The organism is Vreelandella arcis, assembly GCF_900103865.1.
Taxonomy (GTDB): Bacteria; Pseudomonadota; Gammaproteobacteria; order Pseudomonadales; family Halomonadaceae; genus Vreelandella; species Vreelandella arcis.
The window spans coordinates 12,567-36,242 of sequence record NZ_FNII01000014.1; the positions used below are offsets into that span (position 1 = coordinate 12,567).

24 protein-coding genes and 1 tRNA gene are annotated in these 23,676 nt (G+C 55.9%); 5 read left to right on the forward strand and 20 right to left on the reverse strand.

The genetic code is table 11. From position 1 onward, the window contains the following. Window positions 1-9 precede the first annotated feature (9 nt). Window positions 10-1,671, forward strand: a complete 1,662-nt coding sequence (ettA, locus tag BLR97_RS15380) for an energy-dependent translational throttle protein EttA (RefSeq protein ID WP_089707409.1) — start codon at window positions 10-12, stop codon at window positions 1,669-1,671. Between the two features lie 85 nt (window positions 1,672-1,756). On the opposite strand, the gene coq7 is transcribed toward ettA, so the two are convergent. From coq7 to phaR, 6 genes are all read right to left on the reverse strand, one after another. Beyond that, window positions 1,757-2,395, reverse strand: coding sequence for a 2-polyprenyl-3-methyl-6-methoxy-1,4-benzoquinone monooxygenase (gene coq7 / locus BLR97_RS15385; RefSeq protein WP_089707410.1), 639 nt, complete (start codon window positions 2,393-2,395; stop codon window positions 1,757-1,759). A gap of 40 nt (window positions 2,396-2,435) precedes the next feature. Further along, on the reverse strand, window positions 2,436-2,777 hold the full coding sequence (locus BLR97_RS15390; RefSeq protein ID WP_089707411.1) for a histidine triad nucleotide-binding protein: 342 nt from the start codon (window positions 2,775-2,777) through the stop codon (window positions 2,436-2,438). 54 nt (window positions 2,778-2,831) lie between these two features. Next, on the reverse strand, window positions 2,832-3,704 hold the full coding sequence (locus BLR97_RS15395; RefSeq protein ID WP_089707412.1) for a phosphoribulokinase: 873 nt from the start codon (window positions 3,702-3,704) through the stop codon (window positions 2,832-2,834). After that, window positions 3,704-4,144 carry an acyl-CoA thioesterase gene (locus tag BLR97_RS15400; protein WP_089707413.1) on the reverse strand — a complete coding sequence of 147 codons (441 nt, stop codon included), beginning with the start codon at window positions 4,142-4,144 and terminating at the stop codon, window positions 3,704-3,706. The genes BLR97_RS15395 and BLR97_RS15400 overlap by 1 nt, the downstream gene beginning before the upstream one ends. A gap of 59 nt (window positions 4,145-4,203) precedes the next feature. Continuing rightward, window positions 4,204-5,490, reverse strand: coding sequence for a phosphoribosylamine--glycine ligase (gene purD / locus BLR97_RS15405; protein ID WP_089707414.1), 1,287 nt, complete (start codon window positions 5,488-5,490; stop codon window positions 4,204-4,206). 67 nt (window positions 5,491-5,557) lie between these two features. Then, entirely contained in the window at window positions 5,558-6,091 is a 534-nt protein-coding gene (phaR, locus tag BLR97_RS15410; RefSeq protein WP_089707415.1) for a polyhydroxyalkanoate synthesis repressor PhaR, read from the reverse strand. A gap of 150 nt (window positions 6,092-6,241) precedes the next feature. On the opposite strand from phaR, the gene BLR97_RS15415 reads away from it, so the two are divergent. After that, a complete protein-coding gene (locus BLR97_RS15415) occupies window positions 6,242-6,955 on the forward strand; it encodes a 16S rRNA (uracil(1498)-N(3))-methyltransferase (protein ID WP_089707416.1) in 714 nt (237 codons plus the stop codon). A gap of 9 nt (window positions 6,956-6,964) precedes the next feature. Here BLR97_RS15415 and rloA3 read toward each other — a convergent pair whose 3' ends face one another. From rloA3 to hemH, 5 genes are all read right to left on the reverse strand, one after another. Then, window positions 6,965-7,480: a retropepsin-like aspartic peptidase RloA3 gene (rloA3, locus tag BLR97_RS15420; RefSeq protein WP_422821930.1), complete on the reverse strand. Its 516-nt coding sequence runs from the start codon at window positions 7,478-7,480 to the stop codon at window positions 6,965-6,967. Window positions 7,481-7,641: 161 nt separating this feature from the next. Further along, the gene (locus tag BLR97_RS15425) at window positions 7,642-8,847 is read right to left on the reverse strand and encodes a lytic murein transglycosylase (RefSeq protein WP_244511333.1); all 1,206 of its coding nucleotides are present in this window, start codon (window positions 8,845-8,847) and stop codon (window positions 7,642-7,644) included. Between the two features lie 175 nt (window positions 8,848-9,022). Next, on the reverse strand, window positions 9,023-10,420 hold the full coding sequence (locus tag BLR97_RS15430; RefSeq protein WP_089707418.1) for a DASH family cryptochrome: 1,398 nt from the start codon (window positions 10,418-10,420) through the stop codon (window positions 9,023-9,025). After that, a complete protein-coding gene (locus BLR97_RS15435) occupies window positions 10,417-10,581 on the reverse strand; it encodes a DUF2256 domain-containing protein (protein ID WP_089707419.1) in 165 nt (54 codons plus the stop codon). Before BLR97_RS15435 ends, BLR97_RS15430 begins: the two co-directional genes overlap by 4 nt. Window positions 10,582-10,812: 231 nt before the next feature. Further along, window positions 10,813-11,892 carry a ferrochelatase gene (gene hemH / locus BLR97_RS15440; RefSeq protein ID WP_089707420.1) on the reverse strand — a complete coding sequence of 360 codons (1,080 nt, stop codon included), beginning with the start codon at window positions 11,890-11,892 and terminating at the stop codon, window positions 10,813-10,815. Window positions 11,893-12,005: 113 nt separating this feature from the next. Between hemH and BLR97_RS15445 the strand changes: the two genes are divergently transcribed. Together BLR97_RS15445 and BLR97_RS15450 are read left to right on the forward strand one after the other, a co-directional pair. Beyond that, entirely contained in the window at window positions 12,006-13,586 is a 1,581-nt protein-coding gene (locus BLR97_RS15445) for a cryptochrome/photolyase family protein (RefSeq protein ID WP_089707421.1), read from the forward strand. Further along, window positions 13,583-13,984 carry a thiol-disulfide oxidoreductase DCC family protein gene (locus BLR97_RS15450; RefSeq protein WP_089707422.1) on the forward strand — a complete coding sequence of 134 codons (402 nt, stop codon included), beginning with the start codon at window positions 13,583-13,585 and terminating at the stop codon, window positions 13,982-13,984. The genes BLR97_RS15445 and BLR97_RS15450 overlap by 4 nt, the downstream gene beginning before the upstream one ends. A gap of 3 nt (window positions 13,985-13,987) precedes the next feature. On the opposite strand, the gene BLR97_RS15455 is transcribed toward BLR97_RS15450, so the two are convergent. The 9 genes from BLR97_RS15455 to rnr all read right to left on the reverse strand — a co-directional run bounded on the left by BLR97_RS15455 (window position 13,988) and on the right by rnr (window position 23,290). Further along, entirely contained in the window at window positions 13,988-14,290 is a 303-nt protein-coding gene (locus tag BLR97_RS15455) for a DUF6482 family protein (RefSeq protein ID WP_089707423.1), read from the reverse strand. A 192-nt stretch (window positions 14,291-14,482) separates the two neighbouring features. Beyond that, complete coding sequence (locus BLR97_RS15460; RefSeq protein WP_089707424.1) at window positions 14,483-14,776, reverse strand: hypothetical protein; 294 nt, start codon at window positions 14,774-14,776, stop codon at window positions 14,483-14,485. A 64-nt stretch (window positions 14,777-14,840) separates the two neighbouring features. Next, complete coding sequence (dnaB, locus tag BLR97_RS15465; RefSeq protein WP_089707425.1) at window positions 14,841-17,750, reverse strand: replicative DNA helicase; 2,910 nt, start codon at window positions 17,748-17,750, stop codon at window positions 14,841-14,843. Between the two features lie 184 nt (window positions 17,751-17,934). Then, window positions 17,935-18,381, reverse strand: coding sequence for a 50S ribosomal protein L9 (rplI, locus tag BLR97_RS15470; protein WP_089707426.1), 447 nt, complete (start codon window positions 18,379-18,381; stop codon window positions 17,935-17,937). Between the two features lie 15 nt (window positions 18,382-18,396). Next, entirely contained in the window at window positions 18,397-19,248 is an 852-nt protein-coding gene (locus BLR97_RS15475; RefSeq protein ID WP_089707427.1) for a hypothetical protein, read from the reverse strand. A gap of 12 nt (window positions 19,249-19,260) precedes the next feature. Beyond that, complete coding sequence (rpsR, locus tag BLR97_RS15480) at window positions 19,261-19,488, reverse strand: 30S ribosomal protein S18 (protein WP_089707428.1); 228 nt, start codon at window positions 19,486-19,488, stop codon at window positions 19,261-19,263. Between the two features lie 36 nt (window positions 19,489-19,524). Beyond that, entirely contained in the window at window positions 19,525-19,905 is a 381-nt protein-coding gene (gene rpsF, locus BLR97_RS15485; RefSeq protein ID WP_089707429.1) for a 30S ribosomal protein S6, read from the reverse strand. Between the two features lie 218 nt (window positions 19,906-20,123). Then, the gene (rlmB, locus tag BLR97_RS15490; protein WP_089707430.1) at window positions 20,124-20,909 is read right to left on the reverse strand and encodes a 23S rRNA (guanosine(2251)-2'-O)-methyltransferase RlmB; all 786 of its coding nucleotides are present in this window, start codon (window positions 20,907-20,909) and stop codon (window positions 20,124-20,126) included. Between the two features lie 2 nt (window positions 20,910-20,911). Beyond that, entirely contained in the window at window positions 20,912-23,290 is a 2,379-nt protein-coding gene (rnr, locus tag BLR97_RS15495) for a ribonuclease R (RefSeq protein WP_089707431.1), read from the reverse strand. Window positions 23,291-23,535: 245 nt separating this feature from the next. Between rnr and BLR97_RS15500 the strand changes: the two genes are divergently transcribed. Beyond that, window positions 23,536-23,622 (forward strand) — tRNA-Leu (locus BLR97_RS15500). The last annotated feature ends 54 nt before the right edge of the window (window positions 23,623-23,676 follow it).

A 23,676-nucleotide genomic window follows, 5' to 3' on the forward strand; every position in this document is an offset into this window, starting at 1 on the left:
CGGATTTCCATGGCGCAATACGTTTTCACCATGAATCGGGTCGGCAAAATCGTGCCGCCCAAGAAACAAATTCTCAAAGATATCTCGCTGTCGTTTTTCCCGGGGGCCAAAATCGGCGTGCTGGGTTTAAATGGCTCGGGTAAATCCACACTGCTGCGCATCATGGCCGGTGTCGATACTGAGTTTGAAGGTGAAGCCCGCCCCATGCAGGGGATCAATGTCGGCTACCTTCCCCAGGAACCCGAGCTTGACGACAGCAAGAACGTCCGCGAAACCGTCGAAGAAGCTCTGGGCGCCATCAAGGAAGCCCAGGAGAAGCTCGACGGCGTTTATGCCGCTTATGCCGAGCCGGATGCTGATTTTGACGCCTTGGCAAGCGAGCAGGCACGCTTAGAGAACATTATTGAAGCGGCCGACGCGCACAACCTCGAGCGCAAGCTGGACGTGGCCGCGGAAGCGCTTCGCCTGCCGCCCTGGGAAGACCAGGTAGGCAACCTTTCCGGGGGTGAGCGCCGCCGCGTAGCGCTGTGTCGTTTGCTGCTTTCCAGCCCCGACATGCTATTGCTCGACGAGCCTACCAACCACTTGGATGCCGAGTCGGTGGCTTGGCTTGAGCGTTTTCTGCACGATTATAGCGGCACCGTGGTCGCCATCACCCACGACCGTTACTTCCTCGACAATGTCGCAGGCTGGATCTTGGAGCTTGACCGTGGCCAAGGCATTCCGTTTGAAGGCAACTACTCGCAGTGGCTTGAGCAGAAAGAGCAGCGCTTAGGCCAGGAAGCCAAGCAGGAAGCCTCGCGTCAGAAAGCCATCAAGCAAGAGCTTGAGTGGGTACGTTCGAACTCGAAGGGCCGCCAAGCGAAAAGCAAAGCGCGCCTCAACCGCTTTGAAGAAATGCAGTCCGGCGACTTCCAAAAGCGTAACGAGACCAACGAGATCTATATTCCACCCGGCCCGCGCCTGGGGGATAAAGTCATCGAATTCCATAACGTCGCGAAGCGTTTCGACGACAAGCTGCTTTATCAGGATCTCACCTTTACCGTTCCTCCCGGTGCGATTGTCGGCATCGTCGGCGGTAACGGTGCGGGTAAGTCGACCATGTTCAAGCTGATCACCGGCCAAGAACAGCCCGATGAGGGCGAAGTGGTCATCGGTGAAACGGTCGATATTGCCTACGTTGAGCAGCTACGCGACGCCCTGGATGACAAACAAACCGTTTGGCAAGCCGTGTCCGACGGCCAAGATATTCTTAACATTAACGGTTACGAAGTCGCCTCGCGGGCTTACGTGGGTCGCTTTAACTTCAAAGGCAATGATCAGCAAAAACGCCTGGATGAGCTATCCGGCGGTGAACGCGGCCGTTTACAGCTGGCGCAAACGCTTAAGCAGGGCGCCAACGTGCTGTTGCTTGACGAACCGTCTAACGACTTGGACATCGAAACGTTACGCGCGCTGGAAGAAGCCTTGCTGGCCTTCCCAGGTTGCGCGATGGTGATTTCGCACGACCGCTGGTTCCTTGACCGCATCGCCACGCACATTCTGGCCTTTGAAGGCGATTCAGAGGTGGTCTTCTTCGACGGTAATTACACCGACTATGAAGAAGATCATAAAAAGCGCGTCGGCAATGACACGCCCAAACGCATGAAGTACAAGCGTATCGACGCGTAAAGCTGACTGATATAACGTCGACGCTTAAACAAAAACCCCGCGCTGCGGGGTTTTTTGTGGGTGGCGTCACCATGATAGGTATCGATTAAACGTGGTATGTCGTTTTGCTAACGGCTTTAAATACGCCGCGCATGGCCCACTGCACCGGCGCGGGCAAACGCAGCCCCCCGGCTTCCAGCGCCAACTGGGCGTGATGGCGTTTATCGATCCCCATTTGGCGCAGCAGGGTTTTTGAGGTGTGATCGGACGCGGGCAGTCGCGTTTGTTGCTCGTCTAGTTGCTTGGCGGCTTGGGCTTCACTGGCCGCCAGCACGCCTAAGCCAAGACGCTCACTCACGCCACCGGTGGTCGCGCCAACACTCAGCGAGGCAAGATAGAAGCATGGTGCGAGTAAACTCGTGTGGCTATCCAGTTGGCGTAGCCGCTCGCCACAGCGAGCAAGATGGATAAGGTCATTTGCCGCCGACTGATCCATTTCCGCGCTGACCTCAGGCCGTTGAGAAAACAGTCGTTGCCCCTGATAAAGCCCTTGCAGGCACACTTCGCCGCTATGCGTTACGCGCATCATGCCCGCCACATGATGCGCCTCAAAGGTTGTCAGCGTTTCATCGTTAGGCGGCACCGGAATGGGTAATTCCATTCGCGCCGTTGGCGGTAACAGCGTACGGAGGGCACGATCAAACTGATAAATCCATTGGTCTGAACGGGTGCGTCGACGCATCATGGCGCGCTCCTTGGCCGCGGGGCGAATAAACGTGGCAGATCTACCCGGCAGGCCAAGTAAACTCACGCCCGCCGAGCAAATGCATGTGAATATGGTAGACCGTTTGGCCCCCCATTTCGTTGCAGTTCATCACCACGCGATAGCCATCTTCGGCAAAACCTTGTTCTTTGGCGAGCTGTGCGGCGGTATATTGCAAGCGCCCGACGATATTCAGGTCATCGGTGTGGATATCATTAAGCGTGGCAATATGCTTTTTAGGAATGATCAGCTGATGCGTTGGCGCTTGGGGATTAATGTCGTTAAAGGCCAGCACATGCTCGTCTTCGTAGACGATATCCGCGGGGATTTCGCGGTTAATCATGCGACAAAATAGGCAGTCCATAAAAAGCTCCTTTATGCGCGTAACCTGATAACAGGCATTGAGGTTCTAAAAACCCTAACGAAAACGACGCTGCGACAACAAGTGGCGCACCAGAGGAGCCAATATAAGCTCCATGGCCAGCGACATCCGCGCGCCGGGTACTACCAGGGTATGGGGGCGGGTCATAAAGGAATCTTTAATCATCGCCAGCAGCCAGGGAAAATCCACCGTCGACGGGTCGCGGAAGCGAATGACCACAAATGACTCTGCATCGGTGGGAATATCCTGCACCTCGAATGGGTTGGAGGTATCCACCGTGGGCACGCGCTGAAAATTAATGTGGGTGCGCGAAAGCTGCGGCTGGATGTAGTGCACGTAGTCATTCATGCGGCCCAGTATGGTGTCGATCACTGCTTCCTGGGAATAACCGCGCATCTTGGTATCCCGGTCAATTTTCTGAATCCATTCCAGGTTCATGGTGGGCGCCACCCCCACCAGCAGGTCAACATGCCGGGCGATGTCGTATTCTTCCGTCACCAGGCCACCGTGCAAGCCTTCGTAAAACAACAAGTCGGTGCCGCAGGGAAGCGGCTGCCATTCGGTGAAGGTGCCGACCTGATACCCCGCCTCAATTCTTTGCTTATCTTCGGCGTGAATGTAGTGGCGGAAGGTGCCGGTGCCGTGCTCGCCGTATTCGATAAACATGCCTTCGAGGCGATCCAGCAGGTTGGCTTCCACGGCAAAATGCGACAGTTCGTTTTTTCGCTCAGGCTCTTCACGAAACATGCGGTGCAGTTCATCACGGGAGTAGCGATGAAAGGCATCGCCGTCGACCATCGCGGCATGCACATCTTCGCGCAGGAACATTCGTTCAAAACTGCGCCGAACGGTGGTCGTGCCCGCCCCCGACGAGCCGGTGATGGCTATGATGGGATATTCACGTGACATCAGGTGCCTCTCGCTTGCGCTAATGCTTGCGCCACCGCCTCGGGTATCGCCACAGGGCGACCCGACGCCAGGTCAATAAGCAGTTGATTGACACGTGCAGTCGCCACGGGCTTGCCACTTTCGGCATGGGCGATGCGCTGATAGATGGTTAACGCCTTACCCTCGGGCGTCGGCACGGCGGTGTCGATCACCAGGGCATCAGGCCAGCGCGCTTCGCTTTGATACTGCACTGCTAGGTCGGCCACCACACTCGGGTAGCCGTGCATATCCCATTCAGGAAGGTCGATGGCGGCAAAGGCTTGAATGCGCGCCTCATGGAGAAGCGACACCAGGGCATCGTGGCCGAGATGACGACCGTAGTTCATATCCGAGACGCGGACGCTCAGCGCATGGCGATGGATAATCGCCGCGTCGGGAAAATCAAGCTGAACCCGTTCCATCGTATTATCCTTGTTGCGATTGGCCGTCGCGGCAGAATGACCGTGCGTGTTTTGGAGCGTCAACCTTCGCGCGCAATCGCACGGTAAGCAATATCACGGCGGCAGATAACGCCTTCCCAATGAATTTCATCAACCCCCTGGTACGCCGCCTGTTGGGCTTGAGAGACACTATCGCCTAATGCGGTAACGCACAGCACGCGCCCACCTGCCGTGATGACATCACCTTGGTCATTGTGCTGGGTACCGGCATGAAAGACTTTACAGCCGTGGCGCTCGGCCGCTGCGATGCCATGAATGACATCGCCCTTGCGGTAGCTGTCTGGGTAGCCACCGGCTGCCAGCACCACGCCCACGGCGGCGCGTGGGTCCCACTGGCACTGTTGTCCGGCAAGCTGGCCCTGCGCACCGGCGAGACACAAAGCGGCCAAGTCGGAAGTCAAGCGCAGCATAATCGGCTGTGTTTCCGGGTCGCCAAAACGGCAATTATACTCGATTACCTTGGGGTTGCCCTCGCCATCAATCATCAGCCCGGCGTAGAGAAACCCACAGTAGGCGTGACCTTCAGCAGCCATCCCCTTAACGGTGGGCAGGATTACCTGCTGCATAATGCGCGCATCCACCTCTGGCGTGACCACCGGTGCGGGTGAATAGGCACCCATGCCGCCGGTATTCGGCCCTTTGTCACCATCGTAAGCGCGTTTATGATCCTGGCTGGTGGCCATGGGCACCACGTTTTCACCGTCGACCATGACGATAAAGCTGGCTTCTTCACCGTCCAAAAATTCTTCGATCACCACGCGCGCGCCCGCATCGCCAAAGGCGTTGGCTTCCAGCATGTCGCGAATCGCGGCTTCGGCCTCAGCCTCGCTCATTGCCACAATAACGCCTTTACCCGCGGCTAAACCGTCGGCTTTGATAACAATGGGTGCGCCTACTTTAGCCAGGTAGGCCAGCGCCGGCTCGACGGCGGTGAAGGTTTGATAATCAGCGGTGGGAATCGCGTGGCGTGCCAGGAAGTCTTTGGTGAACGACTTAGAGCCCTCTAGCTGGGCGGCTGCCTGAGTCGGGCCAAAAATGGTTAACCCCGCCGCCTGGAACGCATCCACCACGCCTTCGACAAGCGGTGCTTCCGGGCCCACCACCGTGAGCGCCACAGCCTCTTGGCGAGCCAATTCCACCAGCCCGGCGATATCCGTTGCTTCAATGGCAACATTGGTCAGCTTTTCTTCACTGGCCGTCCCCGCGTTGCCCGGAGCCACCAACACTTGCGATACGCGCGAGGACTGCGCTAGTTTCCACGCCAAGGCGTGCTCGCGACCGCCGCCGCCTATCATCAAAACCTTCATGAATATCCTTCTTATGCGGAAGAGCAAATTAATCGCGGCATTATGCCACAGCTTGTCCGCGCGGCGCTTACGATGACTTGTCGTTTTCTGACTTGTCGTTCTGGGCCTTGCTCTTGCCGCTTTTAGCCTTGCCGCTCTGACCTGTATCGCCGTCGCTATCGTGCTTACCGGAGGGCGGCGCTTGGTTCATGGTTTTCTGCCAAAAGCGCATGTTCTCCTCGGCCAGTTCGCGCATAAATTCCATCGGCGTATGGCGAATGGCTTGCTGCCACTGGCTTTGCATGCGCTTTTGCTGCTCCATCATAATCTGCGTGCCCTGCTCCAGGTAGCGCGCCAGCGGCAGAGGCGACGACATATCGTAGACGCGAATCAGCTGCGCGAGCAGGTCATTGGAGAACACTTCCGCTTCGCTATCGGCCTGTTCTTGCTCGATAATAATCGACAATAAAATGGTGCGCGTGAGGTCTTCACCGCTTTTGGCATCCTCCACCCGAAACGGCTCTTCCTCAAGAATCAAACGACGCAGATCCTCCAACGTTACGTAACGACTTTGCTGGGTATCATACAATCTGCGATTGGCATATTTACGAATGACGCGCACGGCGATTCTCCTTAAACACAATAGGGCTTTGCTTCCCGTTGCTGGTATTGTGCCTGCACCACGCGTCCATGCAAGCTATGTATCGATATTCACTCATTATAAACGTGACTGGCGACGCCTTAACCAACGACTGACTGACTCACCGCCCCCATGAACCTGATTTTACTCGAACCCCATAATGTTACCCATGACGGCCAGGCGTTACTTCACGATCAACGTCGTTTGGAGCACCTACGCAAGGTACACCGCGCCCAACCGGGCGACACTCTCACCATCGGCTGCACCAACGGCCTGATCGGCAAGGCCGAACTGACCGCGCTTGAGCCGGATCATGCAGCGCTCAGGTGGGCCCACTTGAGTGAGCCACCCCCACCAGCATTACCCGTGCATTTGGTGCTGGCATTACCGCGGCCGCGCATGTTGGCTCGCACGCTGGAACACGTCACCGCGCTGGGTGTTAAGCGTATTACGCTGCTGCACACCAAGCGGGTAGAAAAAAGCTATTGGCAATCGCCCGAACTGCGAACTGACAAGATACACCAACATTTGGTGTTAGGCCTTGAGCAAGCCCGCGATACCGTGCTGCCCAGCGTGACTTTAGTCAAAGGCTTTCGGGCGTTTCTCAATGAACACCTGCCATCGTTACTCGCCCAAGGGCGCGGCCTTGTTGCCCACCCAGGCATGGCGAACCCATGCCCCAGGGGCATCAACGAGGAAACGGTGTTATTTATCGGCCCCGAGGGAGGGTTTATTGACTGGGAAGTGGATCAGCTGTTGGACGCGGGCTGCCAAGGCATGCACCTGGGCCCGCGTATTTTGCGCGTTGAGACCGCCGTTACCGCTTTGTTATCGCGGCTTTTTTAGCCCCAGCAATTAGCTTTTGTCGCTGGGGTCATCGTTATCGGGGTCATGGGCGACCACGTCTGCGTCATCGCCGCAGTCAGGCTCTTGCATGAAGGTTTCGCGCACATCAAGCAGGCCGAGGTGGCTGATCGTGCGCCGCCCTAACAGTAGCGGGTAGTTCATTTCTTCACGGTTGCGCAGGCTAAACTGTTCTTCGTAGACCGTGTCGCCCATGCACACATTGAGTAGCACGACAGGGCGCTCATCTAGGCCACCCGCGCCGCGGACTCTCAGTTCGCGGTAAAGCGGACGCTCTAATACATCGCTGAAAACCTCACCGCTTTCCTGGTCTTCGAGCTTAAGGCGAAAGCGTACCCAGTCTTCGTCGTCTTTTTCGAACATCTCGATGTCCCGGGCATCCAGCGACGAAGTTAACGCCCCGCTGTCGAGCTTGGCTTTGACTTCGGTGCCCCAGGGTTGAAGGGTGGCTTTTTCTACCCAGCCAAACACATTATCGTCACTGGCGACTGCCTGGCTGCTGACCATTGCCGCAGCAAGGGCGATACTACTTATCAACGTCATCATCACGTTGGGCATAAATTCTTCCTATAACGGTTTCATTGAAAAGAGGGGCGTCTTGTAACTTGGCACCCCTCAATCAATAGCTATTTAATCAATAAATTGCTTTATCAAGCGCTCTATAAGCGCTAGTCGGCATTTCGGCGCAGACGCTCAAGCAACGATTGCGTGGCAAAGCCGTCGGGGGTCAACCCTGCATCACGCTGGAACGCGCGCAGACCCTGGCGGGTATTGGGCCCCATGATGCCATCGGCACCACCAACGTTATACCCTGCTTGGTTAAGGTACCGCTGCAGCGCTTGGACATCGTCGCGGGTTAAAGGTGCCTGTTCACGCGGCCAGCTCTGCTGAATACCGTCGCGCCCGGCAATGGCATCGCTCAGCGTTCCCACCGCCAGGGCATAGCTGGTGGCGTTGTTATAGCGCAGAATCGCGCGGAAGTTAGGCCCCACTATAAAGGCTGGCCCTTGTGCGCCGGCAGGGACGATCACTGCGGCGCTATCAAACCGGGGAAGCTCGCCGTCAATGGCCTCTACGCCTTGATTTGCCCACGCTTGGCTTGAGCGGCGCCCGGTTTGAGCATAGTCAAAATCATTCGGCAAGGTCACTTCCACGCCCCAGGGCTGGCCTCGCTGCCAACCTGCGCGCGCCAGGTAGTTGGCCGTAGACGCCATGACATCCGGAATGCTCTGCCAAATATCGCGGCGGTTGTCGCCGTCACCGTCAACAGCGTAGGCTTCAAAACTGCTCGGAATAAATTGGGTATGCCCCATGGCCCCCGCCCAGGAACCGCGCATTTGCTCAGCGGCAATGTCGCCTTGCTGAATAATCCGCAAGGCCGCCAGCAATTCCCCGCGGGCAAATTGCTGACGACGACCATCATAGGCGAGCGTCGCGAGTGCTTCTAACGTCGAGAAATCGCCGAAATTGCTGCCGTAGTTACTTTCAATGCCCCAGATCGCGACAATAATCTCGGCGGGAACCCCGTAGCGCTGCTCCATTTGCGCCGCGGTGCTGCGATGTTCCGCAAGGCGATCCTGCCCGTTATTAATGCGTGTGCTGGAGACGGCGGTATCCAAGTATTCCCAAATAGGGCGGACAAATTCGGGCTGGTAGCGATCCAGCTCAATGATGCGTTCGCGATAGCGCACCCCGTCAAAGGCGTCGCGTAGCGTGGCTTCGCTTATACCTTGCTGCTTGGCGTAGCGCCGAAATGCCTCTCGCCACTGATTAAAGCTTGAGTGCTGTACTTCTTGAGCTACCTCAGCGTCTACTTCGGTCATCAACTGCTGATTGGCAAGCCCCGGCGAGCTCAGCATCAGCATAGCGGTCATGCCCAGCACGGCACGGGCCGAGCGATTTATCACCTTTTTATCCAACATCATTCCTTCCTCAGAGCAGTCCTTGTCTGCGCTGATGATCGCGCAGAACGATGCTGGTTACTAGCCCGGCGAGGACTTATCAGCGCCGGATATGTGAGCCGGAAACAACCCCTTTCAGCTTTCACAATTAACTTGGGTCGATTAACCAACGTGCCCAGGTATCAGGCTGGGTACGCGGCGGCGTAAACTGAGCGGGCGCTGCCCGCCAAGGCTGCTGCCGCTCGAGCCCATAGGGCAAGGTATCAAGCGCCGGGAGCCAGTGGGCGACATAGAGGCCTTTAGGGTCATAGTGGCCCGCCTGCTTGAGCACATTAAAGTAACGATCCTGGCGTGGATCGCGCCCTACTCCGGCAATGTAACGCCAGTTACCCCAGTTGCTCGCAACATCGTAGTCCAGCAGGCAGTGCTCAAACCAAGCAGCGCCCAAACGCCAATCCACACCCAAGTCTTTAACCAGGAAACTGGCGACGTTCTGGCGAGCGCGGTTGGAAATCCAGCCGGTGCTGCGTAGTTCCAGCATCGCAGCATCGATAAACGGCACCCCGGTGCTGGCATCGCGCCAGGCGTCAAAATCGGCATTCGTCGGGGGAAGTTGCGCTTGGCCGAATAGCGCCTCACCTTCCAACTGCGCGGCGCGTAAAAAGTATTCCCGCCACAGCAGTTCAAAACCAATCCAGTAGCTGGATTCACAGCTGCCATGTTCTGATTCCCAAGCGTTAACTTCTGCTTGCACCTGCCTCGCGGATAAACAGCCACGGGCTAGCCAGGGAGAAAACCGGGTTGAAAAATTGGCCCCCAATAAACCGTTGCGGGTTTTCTTATAAGTCGCTGGGCCATGCTGACGCCACACGAAATGATTTAGCCGCTCGCGGCCGGCCGCCTCTCCACCCACATAGTGAAGTCCTTGTCGCGGATCGGGTCGCCAATCAGCACTGGTTTTACAGACCTGTCTCAACGGTGGAAAGCCACGCGGCGCATCCGGCCAGGCAGGCAAAGTAAACGGCGGGATATGGCTGGGCGGAATCTCGCAGTGTTGCTCAACCTGGCGACGAAACGCCGAAAAACTCCCTGGCAACTCAGCCAACGCAAACGGAAGCGAGCTTTGATCGATCAAACGGCCGCTTTCATAGCATTGAAGCTCGGTGGTAGACGGAAGCGTTTGCTTAACCGCCTTAATCTGCTGGGTTTCTTCGACCCCAACGTGCTGAGCGACCCGCACGCTGCGTGCCTGCAACTGCTCGGCTAGCGACACGACCACCTCGGCCGGCTTGCCAATGCGCACCAGCAAATCACTCCCCCGCTGTAACAGCTCACCGCGCAGCTCCATTAGGCACTGCCACAGAAAACGTAACCTGGCAGGGCCGATACGCGTCTCGGCAGGATCGTCGAACAGAGGTGCCAGCCATGCCTCATCAAGTACGTAAAGGCAGACGAGATGCTCCGGCAGATCGGCAAAGTGCAGCAGCGGGTTGTCCGATACTCTGAGATCATCGCGCAACCAGACGACATCGACCGTGCTGTTCATGCTCTTGTCTCCTCAGCGCGCTTTGCTATCCGGGCATCACGCTGACAGCGCTTGCTACAGTAGCGAACCTCGTCCCAGCATCGCGCCCATTTCTTTCGCCAGCTAAATGGGCGCTGGCAGTGAACGCAGGCTTTTTGCGGCAAATGATGTTGATGGGCCATATTGATGCTCGCTGTAACCGCTGGCGGCGTTTTATTAACGTTAATCGTCTACCCTGTATAGTACAAGAATTGTACATGACAAACAATTTGTAACGGTTTTTTAATTTACTCGGCATAGGTTGTGCCCATCGGTGGGCATCACTAGACAGGCACAAAAAAGCCACCCGCAGGTGGCTGGTACGTAGAAGATAAGTGAAAAATTACATAAAACCCTTAAAGTAAGCTTAGGCCCTAATGTCGCGGCAACCATCCTGACAGTTCGTTATTAACCACGGCGAGAAGCGCCTCGATGTGATCATCTCGGTCGTTCAAGCAGGGTATATAACTAAAGGTTTCACCGCCGGCCTCCATGAAGCTGTCATGGATCTCTTCTTTGATTTCTTCCAGCGTTTCCACACAGTCCGAGGAGAACGCGGGCGACAGGATGGCGATGTGCTTATGCCCCTGCTTGGCTAGTTCCGCCACGTGGTTAACGGTTTGCGGCCCCACCCATTTTTCGGGCCCAAACTGTGACTGGAAAGCAGTATCGACTTCTTCTTTACTGAAGCCCAGCTTCTCCCGCAGAAGACGCGTGGTTTTCTGACACTGGCAGTGGTAGGGGTCGCCTTCGAGCAAATAACGCTCGGGTACACCATGGTAACTCGCCACTAGCTTGGTCGGCCGCGATGTAAATCCTTCGTAGGCTTCACGCACTGAGTTGGCCAATGCGTCGGTATACGCGGGGTGATCAAAATAAGCCGGCACGGTACGGATTGACGGCTGCCATTTCATCTTCATCAACGTGCGAAATGCCTGGTCGTTAGCGGTAGCCGTGGTGGGCGACCCGTACTGTGGGTAAAGCGGGAAGAACACGATTTTTTCGCAGCCCTTATCTTTCAACCGCGTTAGCACGCTTTCCGTCGAGGGGTTGCCGTAGCGCATACAGAAATCAACTTCGACATCGTCACCGTAGAGTGCTTTTAAGCGCTCGGTCATTTTCTGCGTCTGCGCCCGAGTGGTAGTTAATAGCGGGCTTTCGTTTTGCTCGTTGTTCCAAATGCTTTTGTAGGCTTTACCCGATGAGAATGGGCGCTTGGTCAAGATGATCAGTTGCAGCAGCGGCTGCCACTTCCAACCGGCGTAATCCACCACCCGTTTATCGGACAAAAACTCGCTTAAGTAACGACGCATCGACCAATAGTCGGTGGCATCGGGGGTGCCTAAATTCGCTAGTACCACACCGACTTTCGCGCGGGGCACAGGGGGATGGTCACTGGGGGCATGCGCAAGACGACCTTCGCCCGGCTGATCCTTTGCTACTTGCTCGGTCATGACATTCACTCCTGCTAACGACGCCTAATAGAAACTAAATCGTATCACTTTTCGGCAAAGCGGTGATATAAAGTTATACTATCAACATTATTTGTACATATTTGGGACAACTCATGTCTAAGCCCTTGCTGCTTATATTAGGCGACCAGCTGTCATTATCGCTGGCCACCCTTCGCGATGCGCCTGACAACGCCGTGGTGGCTCTTTGCGAAGTGACGCAAGAAGCCCATTACGTGCCCCATCATATCCATAAAATTGGTCTGTTTTTTGCGGCCATGCGCCACTTTGCTCAACAGCTGCGCGAGACAGGCTTTCAGGTTCACTACAGCGAGTTAGACGATACCGACAACTGTCAGACACTGATCGAGGAGGCGGAGCGCCTAGCCACGCTTTACGGCTGCGATGGAATACGCGTGGCGCGCCCTGGCGAATGGCGGCTTTATAGCGCCATGCAAGATCGCCAAACCGCCGATCTGCCCTGGCATTTACTCGAAGATGACCGCTTTTTTACCACTCCCGACGACTTCAGCCTGTGGGCACAAAGTCGCAAGCAGCTGCGCTTAGAATACTTCTACCGTGAACAGCGCAAACGCACGGGGCTGTTGATGGAGAACGGTGAACCGGTGGGCGGGCAATGGAATTTTGATCACGATAACCGCGAGCCGATCCAGCGCGATCTGTTGTTTCCCACCCCACCCCTCCACGAACCCGACGCGCTGACGCGTGCCGCCTTCGATGCGGCAACGCGCCACTTTCCCGACCATATGGGCGATCTAGCGACGTTTAATTGGCCGGTGACGCGTCGCCAAGCGTTGGGGGATTTACGCCATTTTCTGGAGCACTGCTTAGCCGATTTTGGTCGCTATCAAGATGCCATCAGTGAGAGCTCCGCGTTTTTGTTTCACTCACGCCTATCGGCGGCGCTCAACATCGGCCTGCTAACGCCTCAGGAAGTCTGCCAAGCGGCAGAAGAGCGCTACGTTCAGGGCAAAGCGCCGATCAATGCAGTGGAGGGGTTTATTCGCCAAATATTGGGTTGGCGGGAATACGTACGTGGGCTGTATTGGACGCAAATGCCCGCCTATAAACGCGGCAATCACCTGGGCTTTGAGCGCGACCTCCCGGCGTTTTACTGGGACGCCAATACCGACATGCACTGCCTGCGGCGCGCCGTTGAAATGACCATGGAGAACAGTTACGCCCATCACATTCAACGGCTGATGGTGACCGGCAACTTTGCGCTGCTGTGCGGGGTTAAGCCCGAGGCGCTGTGCGATTGGTATTTGGCGGTGTATGTCGATGCCTGCGAATGGGTCGAGTTGCCCAATACCCTGGGCATGGTGCTTCACGCTGACGGCGGCTTAATGGGCTCGAAGCCCTACTGCGCGTCAGGCAAATATATCAACAAAATGTCGGATCACTGCCAACACTGTCGCTACTCCCCCAACCAAGTGACGGGTGAAAAGGCCTGTCCTTTTAACAGCTTGTATTGGCATTTTTTAGAACGCCACCGTGACAAGCTGAGCCAAAATCCGCGGATGAAATTGATCTATGGATCGCTTTCGCGCATGAAGCCAGACAAGCGCGCGGCAATTCACCAACAAGCAGAGCAGTTCCTTGCCCAGCTTGAAACCTCACCGGGCTACGGCCAAGCCTGCCATACATCTGGCTACGCAACGGAGGCCACTCCATGAGTCGTTTTACCCCGCTTAACGCCAGCGCGCCTGTCACGCTTTTCCACGACGGCCACTGCCCTTTTTGCCGCGTGGAGGTTGAGTGGCTTTCCCGCCATCACTACCAGAACCGCGTCAAACTAGTGGATATTCAGAGTGCGGAATTCAACGCCACCCACGAGGGTCACGAGTTCGACACCATGATGGGGCTACTTCACGTAAAAGATAGTCAAGGAAATTGGTATGTCGGCATGGAAGCGAGTCGCGCTTTGTATGCCGTTCTAGGATACCGGCGGCTTGTGTGGCTATCGTGCCTGCCGGGATTAAGGTGGGGGCTTAATATGGGCTATCGGTGGTTCGCCCGTCGCCGCGTGCGGCTGGGTCAATGGTGGGAAAAGCGTGCTAGCAAACCGTCATAATGCTCAAAAAACCAGCGGCATGCGTGAGCTTAATGGGGCACTGTAATGCGCCTCACGGCCGATCATTTCATCGTGTGCCACATGCTGAACCAGATACGCACGGTGAATACCGGCACGCTTGAGCTCTAAATAGATGTCGTCTAAAGCGCGATACATCATCGGCTTCCCCCGCTGGGTCAACATATGCCGTTCGCCTTCGACGTCTTCTAGCTCGACTTGATAATAACGGCTGCCCGCATGGCTGATAACGCGTATTTCAAAATTATCGTGGCTGGCAACGAACGCCTTGAGCGCCTTCATTTCCATGGTTCTCTCCTAGATTATTAGGTAGTCAGCAACACAGCATGCCCAAAAGTAATGGCATTTTTGTTGCACTAGGATGTCGTGATTATGACGATAACACGCTAGGAGAGTTCCATAGGCAAGCGCTTAAGGCGAGCGCCTGATAGAGAGCACGTGAACAGCTCGCAAAGAGACGCCTGCCCGGCAAACAGCTGGCTATTGGTATTCGGAGGGGTCGATCGCTTTGCCTAACGAATTACGGTCAATCCAGTTACCCGCTTTGGTCTGCTTGTAACGAAACACCACCTTATCGCCTACCTTGACCGGCACCTCAGAGTCTTCGGTTTGATAGCTGTATTTTTCGCCATCGACCTCTATGTAATACCGGTACAGATCCGGCATGCCCAGCCACTCTTTAAACGGCCCTTCACGCTCAAGCGATTGCAATTCGCCACGCGCTTCTAACTTGGGTAGACGCTGACGATTGCCGCGCCGAAAACCACCTGCCATGTTGTGCTCCCCTTCTATTTGCTAATGCGCTGAGCATTATACGAACTTAACCCATAGGCTCAAGTTAGTCGCCAAAGGCTTCACCGTAACTATCCGGCGCCAGATCTTCAAAGCGTGTATACCGGCCGATAAAGGCCATATGCACGGTGCCAATGGGGCCGTTACGCTGCTTACCAATAATCAGCTCGGCAATGCCCTGATTATCAGGGTTATCCGGATTATAGACTTCATCGCGATAAACGAAGGCGATAACGTCTGCATCCTGTTCAATCGCGCCCGATTCACGTAGATCCGACATGACCGGACGCTTATTGGGACGCTGCTCAAGCGAGCGGTTAAGCTGCGACAGTGCCACCACGGGGCAGTTGAATTCTTTCGCCAAACCTTTCAATGAACGGGAAATTTCAGAGATCTCACCGGTACGGTTTTCGGAAAAGCCGGTAATCTGCATCAGCTGCAGATAGTCGATCATAATCAACGCCATGTTGCCGTGCTCACGCACCACGCGGCGAATACGCGAGCGCATTTCATTGGGCGATAGCGCCGCGGTATCGTCAATAAACAGCTGCTTATCTTTTAACAGATTCACCGCTGAGGTCAGGCGCGGCCAATCTTCATCTTCCAACTGACCGGTACGCACCCGAGTCTGGTCGATACGCCCTAGGGAGGACAGCATCCGCAGCATCAACGATTCGGCGGGCATCTCCATGGAAAATACCATCACCGGTTTGTCACTCGCAATTACCGCGTGCTCCACCAGATTCATGGCGAAGGTGGTGTTATGAACACAAATATCTTCCGCGACGAAGTTGTGAGTGTCATCTACCGTCAAGTCATAAACCTGCTGCATACCGAGCGGCTCGATGGCGACAACCTCATCCCAATAAACATCGGATGAAGCTAAATTTTCGAGGTATACATCCCCCTCTAACAGGCGGGCATACTCGGCAGCTCGTTGGCGCGATAGGAAACGCTCACTTCGGCCTGACAAATGCGAGTTATAACCAACCGGCAAGGGTTCATCCGATTGCGCGAACAGCTCGCTCCAAGAACGTTCTCCTTTTTTAGCAAGCACATAGCGATTGACCGATTTTGGCAAGCTATCGCGGTTACTGTGCGTGCGCTTAGTGTTAAGACAGTCGCCAAGCGCTTCTAAGGCCTGCTCTTTACTAAAGATACCAACGTCTTGGATAAAGCGTTTTTGGCTTGCCTGGTCGATTATCTCAAGCTCCCAGGGTGATTGGCGCAGATTGGCATAGTGATTCTGCTTCTCACGAATTTTGCTCAAAATACCAAAACGCAGTAGCAAGTGCTGTACATCGCGGATCAGTTCACGGCTTGAGGAGGCATAGCTGATACGGCCTTGGCCATTTGCCTGTACAAAGGCGCTGCCATCGCAGGCAAAGAGGCGGTTTAGAAATAGGGCTAACTGCTGTTTAGGTAAACGAAATATGCCGTCTGGCATCCGCTTGTGCAGTGCCTTTTTTGCCCATACACCGTGCGCTTCAAGAAACTGCCTGACAGGGTTCGGCGCATTTTTTGCAACAGCGCTATAGTCAGATGCAAGGTTGTCACCCATCAAAGGCATGTTCAACGTCTCGCAAAGACGCATGTACGTTGTCTGAACGGGAACAGCGTTTCCGTTACACCAGGCACTCACCGCTGCTTTACTCACATTTAGCAACGAGGCAAGCGCTTCCCCGGTTATGTTCTTGGCCTGAAGTTTCTCACGCAGTGTTTGTGAAAACTGCTCCCTCAAAGGGTGAAAGCGGGCTGCATCCCTACTCACCCGCAAGACAGGTGCCCGGTCAGCCCCTTTTTCGGCACTTTCAACCAAGCGACACGTTACGCCAGGGAAATGACTCACCGCTTGGGTAAAATCAGCACGCAATTCCGGGCTGTTATTGGTGAACATGGGGCAGGTTTGTGTTGTGCCGCCATCAGCCAACATAAAAGCCAAGGTTTTCACTTGGTGCTCAGGCATGGCGTCATGACCAAACACCGGTATCTCACGAGGCACAGCAATGCGCTCGCCAACGGCTATCTTTTCCAGCGGCTGCCAGCCATCTCCGGTTAAAAACGGGTGCGTCAGCGTTGTGGCAACTTCTCTCCCTGTCACGGTACGCACACGAAAAACGGGCTTTTTACCGTCATCGACAAACGCCGATGCACATGATTGCTTCAGTTTGAAATCATCGGTTAGTGTTAGAAGCGGTGCTTGTTGACGAGCCACTAGTTCATCAATCGTGACCAGCGCGCCAGTGTCAGGGTCTACCAGTCGCGACCCACTCATCAAACACTTGCCCATTGACGGACGCCCGGCAATAATCACCAGGTCAGACGGCTGAAGCCCCGAGGTCATGCCATCGAGGTCACGAAAGCCCGATGACAAACCGGTCATTTCCCCTTTGAGATTGAACAGCTCGTCGATACGGTCGACCGCCTTGGTCAACAGGTCGCTCATGCCAATGGGGCCGCCGGTTTTGGGGCGCTCCTCGGCAATTTGGAATACCAGGCGCTCGGCTTCGTTGAGCAATTCATCGGCGGGCCGCCCCTGGGGAGCAAACGCGCCTTCGGCGATCTGGTTAGCAGCGCGGATCAGCTTTCTCAGTGTCGCGCGCTCGCGCACGATATCGGCGTAGGCCCGAATATTGCTCGCTGAGGGGGTGTTCCTCGCCAGCTCCGCCAGAAAGGCCAGCCCGCCCACCGTGTCCAGTTGGTCGCGGTCTTCCAGCGCTTCAGAGAGGGTCACCACATCCATTGGCTGTCCCGACTCGGCCAGATGGATCATCACGTTGAACACCAGGCGGTGTTCATAGCGATAAAAATCATCGGCGACTAAGCGGTCGGAAATATGATCCCAGGCCTGGTTATCCAGCATTAGCCCACCCAGCACCGACTGCTCCGCTTCTAGCGAGTGGGGCGGCAGCTTGAGCGCTGCCGTTTCCTGATCAGCGGGTGGCTGGTCCTGCATAGCAAGTTCCTCTTGTTAACGCCTCTAATCAGCGGGGGTAAAGGCTAATGGCCGATAGGCGCCTAATCTTAGCGGCGAACGCCGCTCATCACTACCCAAAGCGTCGCCTTGACCAACAGGCTAACAATAATAAAGGGCGCGGGGGTTGCCCGCGCCCTTTAAGACGTTGATGAACGCGCAGCGATTACTCTGCGACGACCACCACGCGTACAACGGCGTCCACTTCAGCGTGCAAGTGAAGTGAGATGTCGTACTCGCCTGTCTGGCGAATCGGCCCGAGAGGCATACGAACTTCGCTCTTGGCGATGTCGAAGCCTGCAGACGAAATGGCGTCTGCCAAATCGCGGGGACCAATGGAACCAAACAGCTTGCCTTCATCGCCTGCTTTGGAGACCAACGACAGTTCGATGTCGTTGAGCTGCTCAGCGCGCGCTTGGGCTTCTGCTTTGCGCTCTGCCGCTTGGGCTTCGAGCTCAGCACGCTGCGCTTCAAAAGCTGCAACGTTATCTTTAGTCGCCGGTACCGCTAAGCCGTAAGGCACTAGGTAGTTACGACCATAACCAGGCTTGACGGTGACCTTGTCACCTAGGCCGCCCAGCTTACCAATCTTGTCGAGCAGAATGACTTCCATCTCGTAAACCTCTAGTCAATTGCTGCGGGCAAGGCGTGCGCGAATGTTCGCGAATGTATCAATCAGCCCCAACAGCAGCACAATGAGAATCGTGGGCCAGGTCGTGATTAGCAGCACATAAAAAGCCACCAGCCACAGCCCGTTCATCCCCTTTATTCCAACAATACCATGCACTAATGCAATGCCAGCCACTAGCAGCGGGATCCATGCCAGCATCGCCAACGCCGAAATACCCAACACCATGCTGATAACACTCAAGACAACCAGCAAAATGAGTTCTTTCGGTGTTAAACGCAGGCCATGAAACTCTGCACGAAAGCCCCCGGGGTTATAAAGCCCGGCTTGCCAGCTCCGTGCGAGCGCCAAGCAGGCAACCGCGGCAAGCAACACCACAAACCCGGTTACACCACCAACGACGAGCCCGGCTAAGCGCTGGGTATCGTAGCCTTGGTTGGCGAACTCATTGAGCATCTGGTCGATTTCTTGCGAGCTTTGTCGTAGCTGTTCGAGCATTTGCTCGGTACCCGCCGGCGGGCTAAAAATGCCGATTTGCACCATCACAGCAGCGGCGATTGAGCCCAGTATGAGCGCTTCACCCCAGCGCATTCGCTCGCGCAGAACAACGGCCATCAGCGTCACCAGCAATATACTGGCAAGCGGAATCACATCGCCCTGCACCCACCACATACCCGCTGGCAGTGCCGCCGCTATGGTCACCGGTAACGCTGACGCGAACCCGCGACGGAGCGTTACCAATGCACTGATAGCGGCACCTAGCCAAAATAGCCAGGGCACGAAGCTTGCGAGCGCTGCCCCGCCTGCGGCGTAGGGCGTGCCACGCATTAGCCATCGCGCCAGTGCTAGCATCACGTTAAGCGCTTACTGGTGGCTGTCGGAGTAGGGCAGCAGCGCCAAGTAGCGCGAACGCTTAATAGCCGTTGCCAGCTGACGCTGGTAGCGAGCTCTTGTGCCGGTAATACGGCTCGGGACAATCTTACCGGTTTCGGTGATGTAAGCCTTCAGCGTGTCGAGATCTTTGTAGTCGATCTGCTTGACGCCTTCGGCTGTGAAGCGGCAAAACTTACGGCGACGGAAAAAACGTGCCATGGAATAAGCTCCTTAAATTACGTGCAGTGAATAAATTCAGGCAGTTTCGGTGTCTGCTTCAGCGCGCGGTTTTTCTTCGCGACGCGGACGCTTTTCTTCTGCCGGCTTCATCATCGGCGACGCTTCGGTAACGGCTTCTTTACAGCGCACTACCAAGCTGCGGATGATGGCATCGTTGAAGCGGAAGATATTCTCGATTTCGTCGAGCGTCTCACCGTTACATTCAACGTTCATCAGCACGTAATGGGCTTTATGGATCTTGTTGATCGGGTAAGCCAGGTGACGACGGCCCCAATCTTCCAGGCGATGCACAGTGCCGCCGCTTTCGGTGACGAGGCTGGTGTAGCGCTCGACCATCGCGGGGACTTGCTCGCTTTGATCCGGGTGGACCATAAACACGATTTCGTAATGACGCATGGGATCTCCTTGCGGTTTGACAGCTTCTTATGCGAGCGCACTTGGCAAAACGACATAGAAGCAAGGAGTTAACTGAAATGCGGTTCGCACACTGATCAGATCAATGGCGTCAGCATCAAGCAGAACAACGGTCTGTAACAACCGTACATAGCACCGTTCATAAGAACGAGCGCCCGATTGCAAGGCAAACGGGCGCATGTATTCTAGAAGGGGCCGGGTTAACTTGCAAGCTGGCGCTGACGCACAGCTTCAAATAAGCAGATACCTGCCGCGACGGATACGTTCAAACTCGACACCTGCCCGGCCATGGGCAGTTTTGCGAGGTTATCGCACGCTTCGCGGGTCAGGCGGCGCATGCCCTTCCCCTCAGCCCCCATGACCAGCGCCGTCGGGCCGACCATATTAATCTCGTATACGCTGGTGTCGGCCTCACCGGCGGCGCCGGTAATCCACACGCCCGCGTCTTTGAGCTTAGCCATTGCCCGGGCCAGATTGGTGACTTGATAAACAGGCACCACTTCGGCTGCACCACAGGCCACTTTACGCACGGTCGCATTTAACGGCGCGGCTTTATCTTTCGCCACGATGACACCATGCGCACCAGCCGCATCGGCGCTGCGCAAACAAGCACCGAAATTATGTACATCGGTGACGCCATCCAGCACGAGCAGCAACGGAGGCGTGGACGACGGCCACGCCCGCAACTTAAGCCAAAGCGACTCTTCGCTTTCAGGCGTTAACGGTGGGCAAAAAGCCACTACCCCTTGATGGGCGGCCCCTTGAGTTAGCTGGTCGAGCAGTGCCCGGGGATGCTCCTGAATCTGCGCCCCCTGGCTACGCGCCTGGGTTAAAAGCTCGCCCAAGCGGCTGCCGACACCTTGCTGCACCCATATTTCCTTCGGCGTTTCACCGCGTTCGAGCAGGCTTTGCAAGGCGTGTACACCGTACACCTGATCCAGCCCATCCGGCGTGCGCGGGCGCTTCTTGGACGCTGCCGATTTCATAGTCAGCCTTTATTCGGTGATGGCTTACGCGGCCCTTTGCGCGTGCGGCGTGGGCCTCGGCGCTCGGGCTTGTCCTTACTGCTAGCGTTATTGCTGCCTTCGGTCGATGGCTTTTTACGCGGCTGGCGACGCGGACGCGGCTTCTCGTCAGCCAGGGCAAAATCGATCTTGCGGTCGTCCATATCCACACGTGCCACTTGGACGCTTAGGCCATCACCCAGACGGTAAGTGGTACCGGTACGCTCGCCTTTCAGGCGGTGCTTTTCCGCCTCGTAGTGGTAATAGTCAGACGGTAGCGACGTGACGTGAACCAGCCCTTCCACGTAAAACGCATCGAGACGCACGAACAGACCGAACTGAGTCACCGAGGCAATGGTGCCGTCGAAAGTTTCGCCCAGTTTGTCGGACATGAACTCGCACTTGAGCCAGCTTTCCACGTCGCGGGTGGCGTCGTCAGCACGGCGCTCGGTCATCGAGCAGTGCTCACCAAGCTCAAGCATATTCTCGAAGGTGTAAGGGCACCATTTGCTCGGCGGCTCAACCGGTGCACCTTCTACCCGCAACACGGTGTTGGTTTGTCGCGGCCCACGAATCACCGAGCGAATCGCCCGATGGACCAAGAGGTCAGGGTAGCGGCGAATCGGTGATGTGAAGTGCGCGTAGGCTTGATAAGCCAAGCCAAAGTGACCTTCGTTTTGCGGCGAGTACACCGCTTGGTTCATCGAGCGCAGCATGACCGTTTGGATGATATCGAAATCGGGACGATCCTTGATGGTCTCACGCAGCGCCTGATAGTCCTGAGGGGTCGGCATATCACCGCCGCCCACCGACAGCCCTAATTCATTCAGGAACAAACGCAGCTTATCGAGCCGCTCAGGTGTCGGCCGTTCATGGATACGATAAAGCGCCGGCAGATCGTGTTTATCCAGGAAACGCGCGGTGGCGACGTTCGCCGCCAACATGCACTCTTCAATAAGCTTATGGGCGTCGTTACGGGTACGCGGCACAATTTTGTCGATCTTGCGCTCGTCATTAAAAATAATCGCCGTTTCGGTGGTATCGAAATCAATCGCACCGCGCTCTTCACGGGCTTTGCGCAGTAATTTGTAAAGCTCGTGAATGTTATTAAGCGGTTTGACCAGCGCTGAGTGTTCCTTGCGCAGCGCTTCGCCTTCGTCGCTTTCCTCGTCCAGGATTGCCGCCACCTTGTTATAGGTAAGCCGCGCATGCGAGTTCATCACCGCTTCGTAAAAACGGTAGCGGCTGATGGCACCGGTCTTCGAGATGTTCATCTCGCAGACCATGACCAGCCGATCGACATGCGGGTTTAACGAACAAAGGCCATTGGAGAGCAGCTCCGGCAGCATGGGGACTACCTGACCCGGGAAATAAACCGAGTTGCCCCGCGTGCGCGCTTCGTCGTCAAGTGGCGTGCCGGGGCGCACATAATGCGAGACGTCAGCGATGGCGACCAACAGCTTCCAGCTGCCTGACTTGGTTTGCCAGGCACATACGGCATCATCAAAGTCCTTGGCCGACTCGTCATCAATGGTGACCAGCGGCGTGTCGCGCAGATCCACCCGGTGCTGTTTATCGTCTTCGAGCACTTCCGCGGAAATCTCGCTGATTTGATCCAGCACTTCGGGCGGAAACTCGGCGGGGATTTCATAACTGCGAATGGCGATATCGATTTCCATACCAGGATCCATGCGCTCGCCGAGCACCTCTATCACCTCCCCGACCGGCTGAACACGCGTAGCCGGCTGCTGGACAATCTTGGCCGAGATCACCTGCCCGTCTTGCGCACCACCGCAAGCGCTATGAGGAATAATCACTTCCTGGGTAATACGCGGATTTTCCGGAATCAGGATCCCGAATTCAGGCGTATTGCTGCGGTAAACACCGACGATGGTTTGCGTGTTGCGCGAGATAACATCCGCAATGGTGGCTTCATCGCGACCACGGCGGTCACGACCGCTAATCCGTACCAGCACGTGGTCACCGTGAAACACGCGACGCATTTGGCGCGGGGGCAACACGAGGTCGGGCTTCTTGCCGTCGTCACGCAATAAAAAGCCAAAGCCGTCGCGGTGGCCGAGCACTTTACCTTTCACCAAATCAAGCTTGTTAATCAGTGCATACGCCCCACGACGGTCGCGCAACACCTGACCGTCACGCTCCATAGCCGCTAAGCGACGGCGCACGGCTTCATGGTGATCCTCGTCTTCCAGGCCCAGCAGGCTACTCATTTTTTCGTGAGTAATGGGTTTGCCGTGCTGCTCTAGCGCAGCCAGCAAATACTCGCGGCTAGGCGCAGGGTTGTCGTATTTGTGCGCCTCGCGCTCGGCGTGCGGATCATCACTTAAGGTCCAGTACTTCATGCGATCAACATCCTTGATTGCGTTGGCGGGAGGCATAAAAAAAGCGCGGACGGGGTACGTCGCGGGCGGGGGGTTTCAGCATCCGCTCGGCTGAAAATAATCATGTTTTGTTTGGTCATACGCGCAGTATAGCGCCGTGACTTCAATCACCCAACCACCTTGGCTATGATTATCGTATTTTGGCGCTGAAAACCCGCGCTTAACGCTTGCATTTAAGCAATACACGGGTATCATACGCGCCACTTGCCCAGATGGCGGAATTGGTAGACGCGCTAGCTTCAGGTGCTAGTGTCCGTATGGACGTGGAGGTTCAAGTCCTCTTCTGGGCACCAATCAAACTCGTGTTATCCCCTTTTTACGAGTTGATGGGTGTTTTCAAGTTGTTG

What these genes read in the sequence shown, in the direction of transcription:
- rlmB (WP_089707430.1), bottom strand. Translation starts at nt 20,909, where the DNA reads ATGAAATCGGCAGCGTCCAAGAAGCGCCCGCGCACGCCGGATGGGCTG.
- BLR97_RS15425 (WP_244511333.1), bottom strand. Translation starts at nt 8,847, where the DNA reads ATGACCGCTATGCTGATGCTGAGCTCGCCGGGGCTTGCCAATCAGCAG.
- BLR97_RS15415 (WP_089707416.1), top strand. Translation starts at nt 6,242, where the DNA reads ATGAACCTGATTTTACTCGAACCCCATAATGTTACCCATGACGGCCAG.
- BLR97_RS15475 (WP_089707427.1), bottom strand. Translation starts at nt 19,248, where the DNA reads ATGCTAGCACTGGCGCGATGGCTAATGCGTGGCACGCCCTACGCCGCA.
- coq7 (WP_089707410.1), bottom strand. Translation starts at nt 2,395, where the DNA reads ATGATGCGTCGACGCACCCGTTCAGACCAATGGATTTATCAGTTTGAT.
- BLR97_RS15460 (WP_089707424.1), bottom strand. Translation starts at nt 14,776, where the DNA reads ATGGCAGGTGGTTTTCGGCGCGGCAATCGTCAGCGTCTACCCAAGTTA.
- rpsR (WP_089707428.1), bottom strand. Translation starts at nt 19,488, where the DNA reads ATGGCACGTTTTTTCCGTCGCCGTAAGTTTTGCCGCTTCACAGCCGAA.
- ettA (WP_089707409.1), top strand. Translation starts at nt 10, where the DNA reads ATGGCGCAATACGTTTTCACCATGAATCGGGTCGGCAAAATCGTGCCG.
- rloA3 (WP_422821930.1), bottom strand. Translation starts at nt 7,480, where the DNA reads ATGGTCAGCAGCCAGGCAGTCGCCAGTGACGATAATGTGTTTGGCTGG.
- BLR97_RS15445 (WP_089707421.1), top strand. Translation starts at nt 12,006, where the DNA reads ATGTCTAAGCCCTTGCTGCTTATATTAGGCGACCAGCTGTCATTATCG.
- BLR97_RS15450 (WP_089707422.1), top strand. Translation starts at nt 13,583, where the DNA reads ATGAGTCGTTTTACCCCGCTTAACGCCAGCGCGCCTGTCACGCTTTTC.
- BLR97_RS15390 (WP_089707411.1), bottom strand. Translation starts at nt 2,777, where the DNA reads ATGGACTGCCTATTTTGTCGCATGATTAACCGCGAAATCCCCGCGGAT.
- BLR97_RS15400 (WP_089707413.1), bottom strand. Translation starts at nt 4,144, where the DNA reads ATGGAACGGGTTCAGCTTGATTTTCCCGACGCGGCGATTATCCATCGC.
- BLR97_RS15455 (WP_089707423.1), bottom strand. Translation starts at nt 14,290, where the DNA reads ATGGAAATGAAGGCGCTCAAGGCGTTCGTTGCCAGCCACGATAATTTT.
- BLR97_RS15395 (WP_089707412.1), bottom strand. Translation starts at nt 3,704, where the DNA reads ATGTCACGTGAATATCCCATCATAGCCATCACCGGCTCGTCGGGGGCG.
- rnr (WP_089707431.1), bottom strand. Translation starts at nt 23,290, where the DNA reads ATGAAGTACTGGACCTTAAGTGATGATCCGCACGCCGAGCGCGAGGCG.
- BLR97_RS15435 (WP_089707419.1), bottom strand. Translation starts at nt 10,581, where the DNA reads ATGGCCCATCAACATCATTTGCCGCAAAAAGCCTGCGTTCACTGCCAG.
- rplI (WP_089707426.1), bottom strand. Translation starts at nt 18,381, where the DNA reads ATGGAAGTCATTCTGCTCGACAAGATTGGTAAGCTGGGCGGCCTAGGT.
- dnaB (WP_089707425.1), bottom strand. Translation starts at nt 17,750, where the DNA reads ATGCAGGACCAGCCACCCGCTGATCAGGAAACGGCAGCGCTCAAGCTG.
- rpsF (WP_089707429.1), bottom strand. Translation starts at nt 19,905, where the DNA reads ATGCGTCATTACGAAATCGTGTTTATGGTCCACCCGGATCAAAGCGAG.
- hemH (WP_089707420.1), bottom strand. Translation starts at nt 11,892, where the DNA reads ATGACCGAGCAAGTAGCAAAGGATCAGCCGGGCGAAGGTCGTCTTGCG.
- purD (WP_089707414.1), bottom strand. Translation starts at nt 5,490, where the DNA reads ATGAAGGTTTTGATGATAGGCGGCGGCGGTCGCGAGCACGCCTTGGCG.
- BLR97_RS15430 (WP_089707418.1), bottom strand. Translation starts at nt 10,420, where the DNA reads ATGAACAGCACGGTCGATGTCGTCTGGTTGCGCGATGATCTCAGAGTA.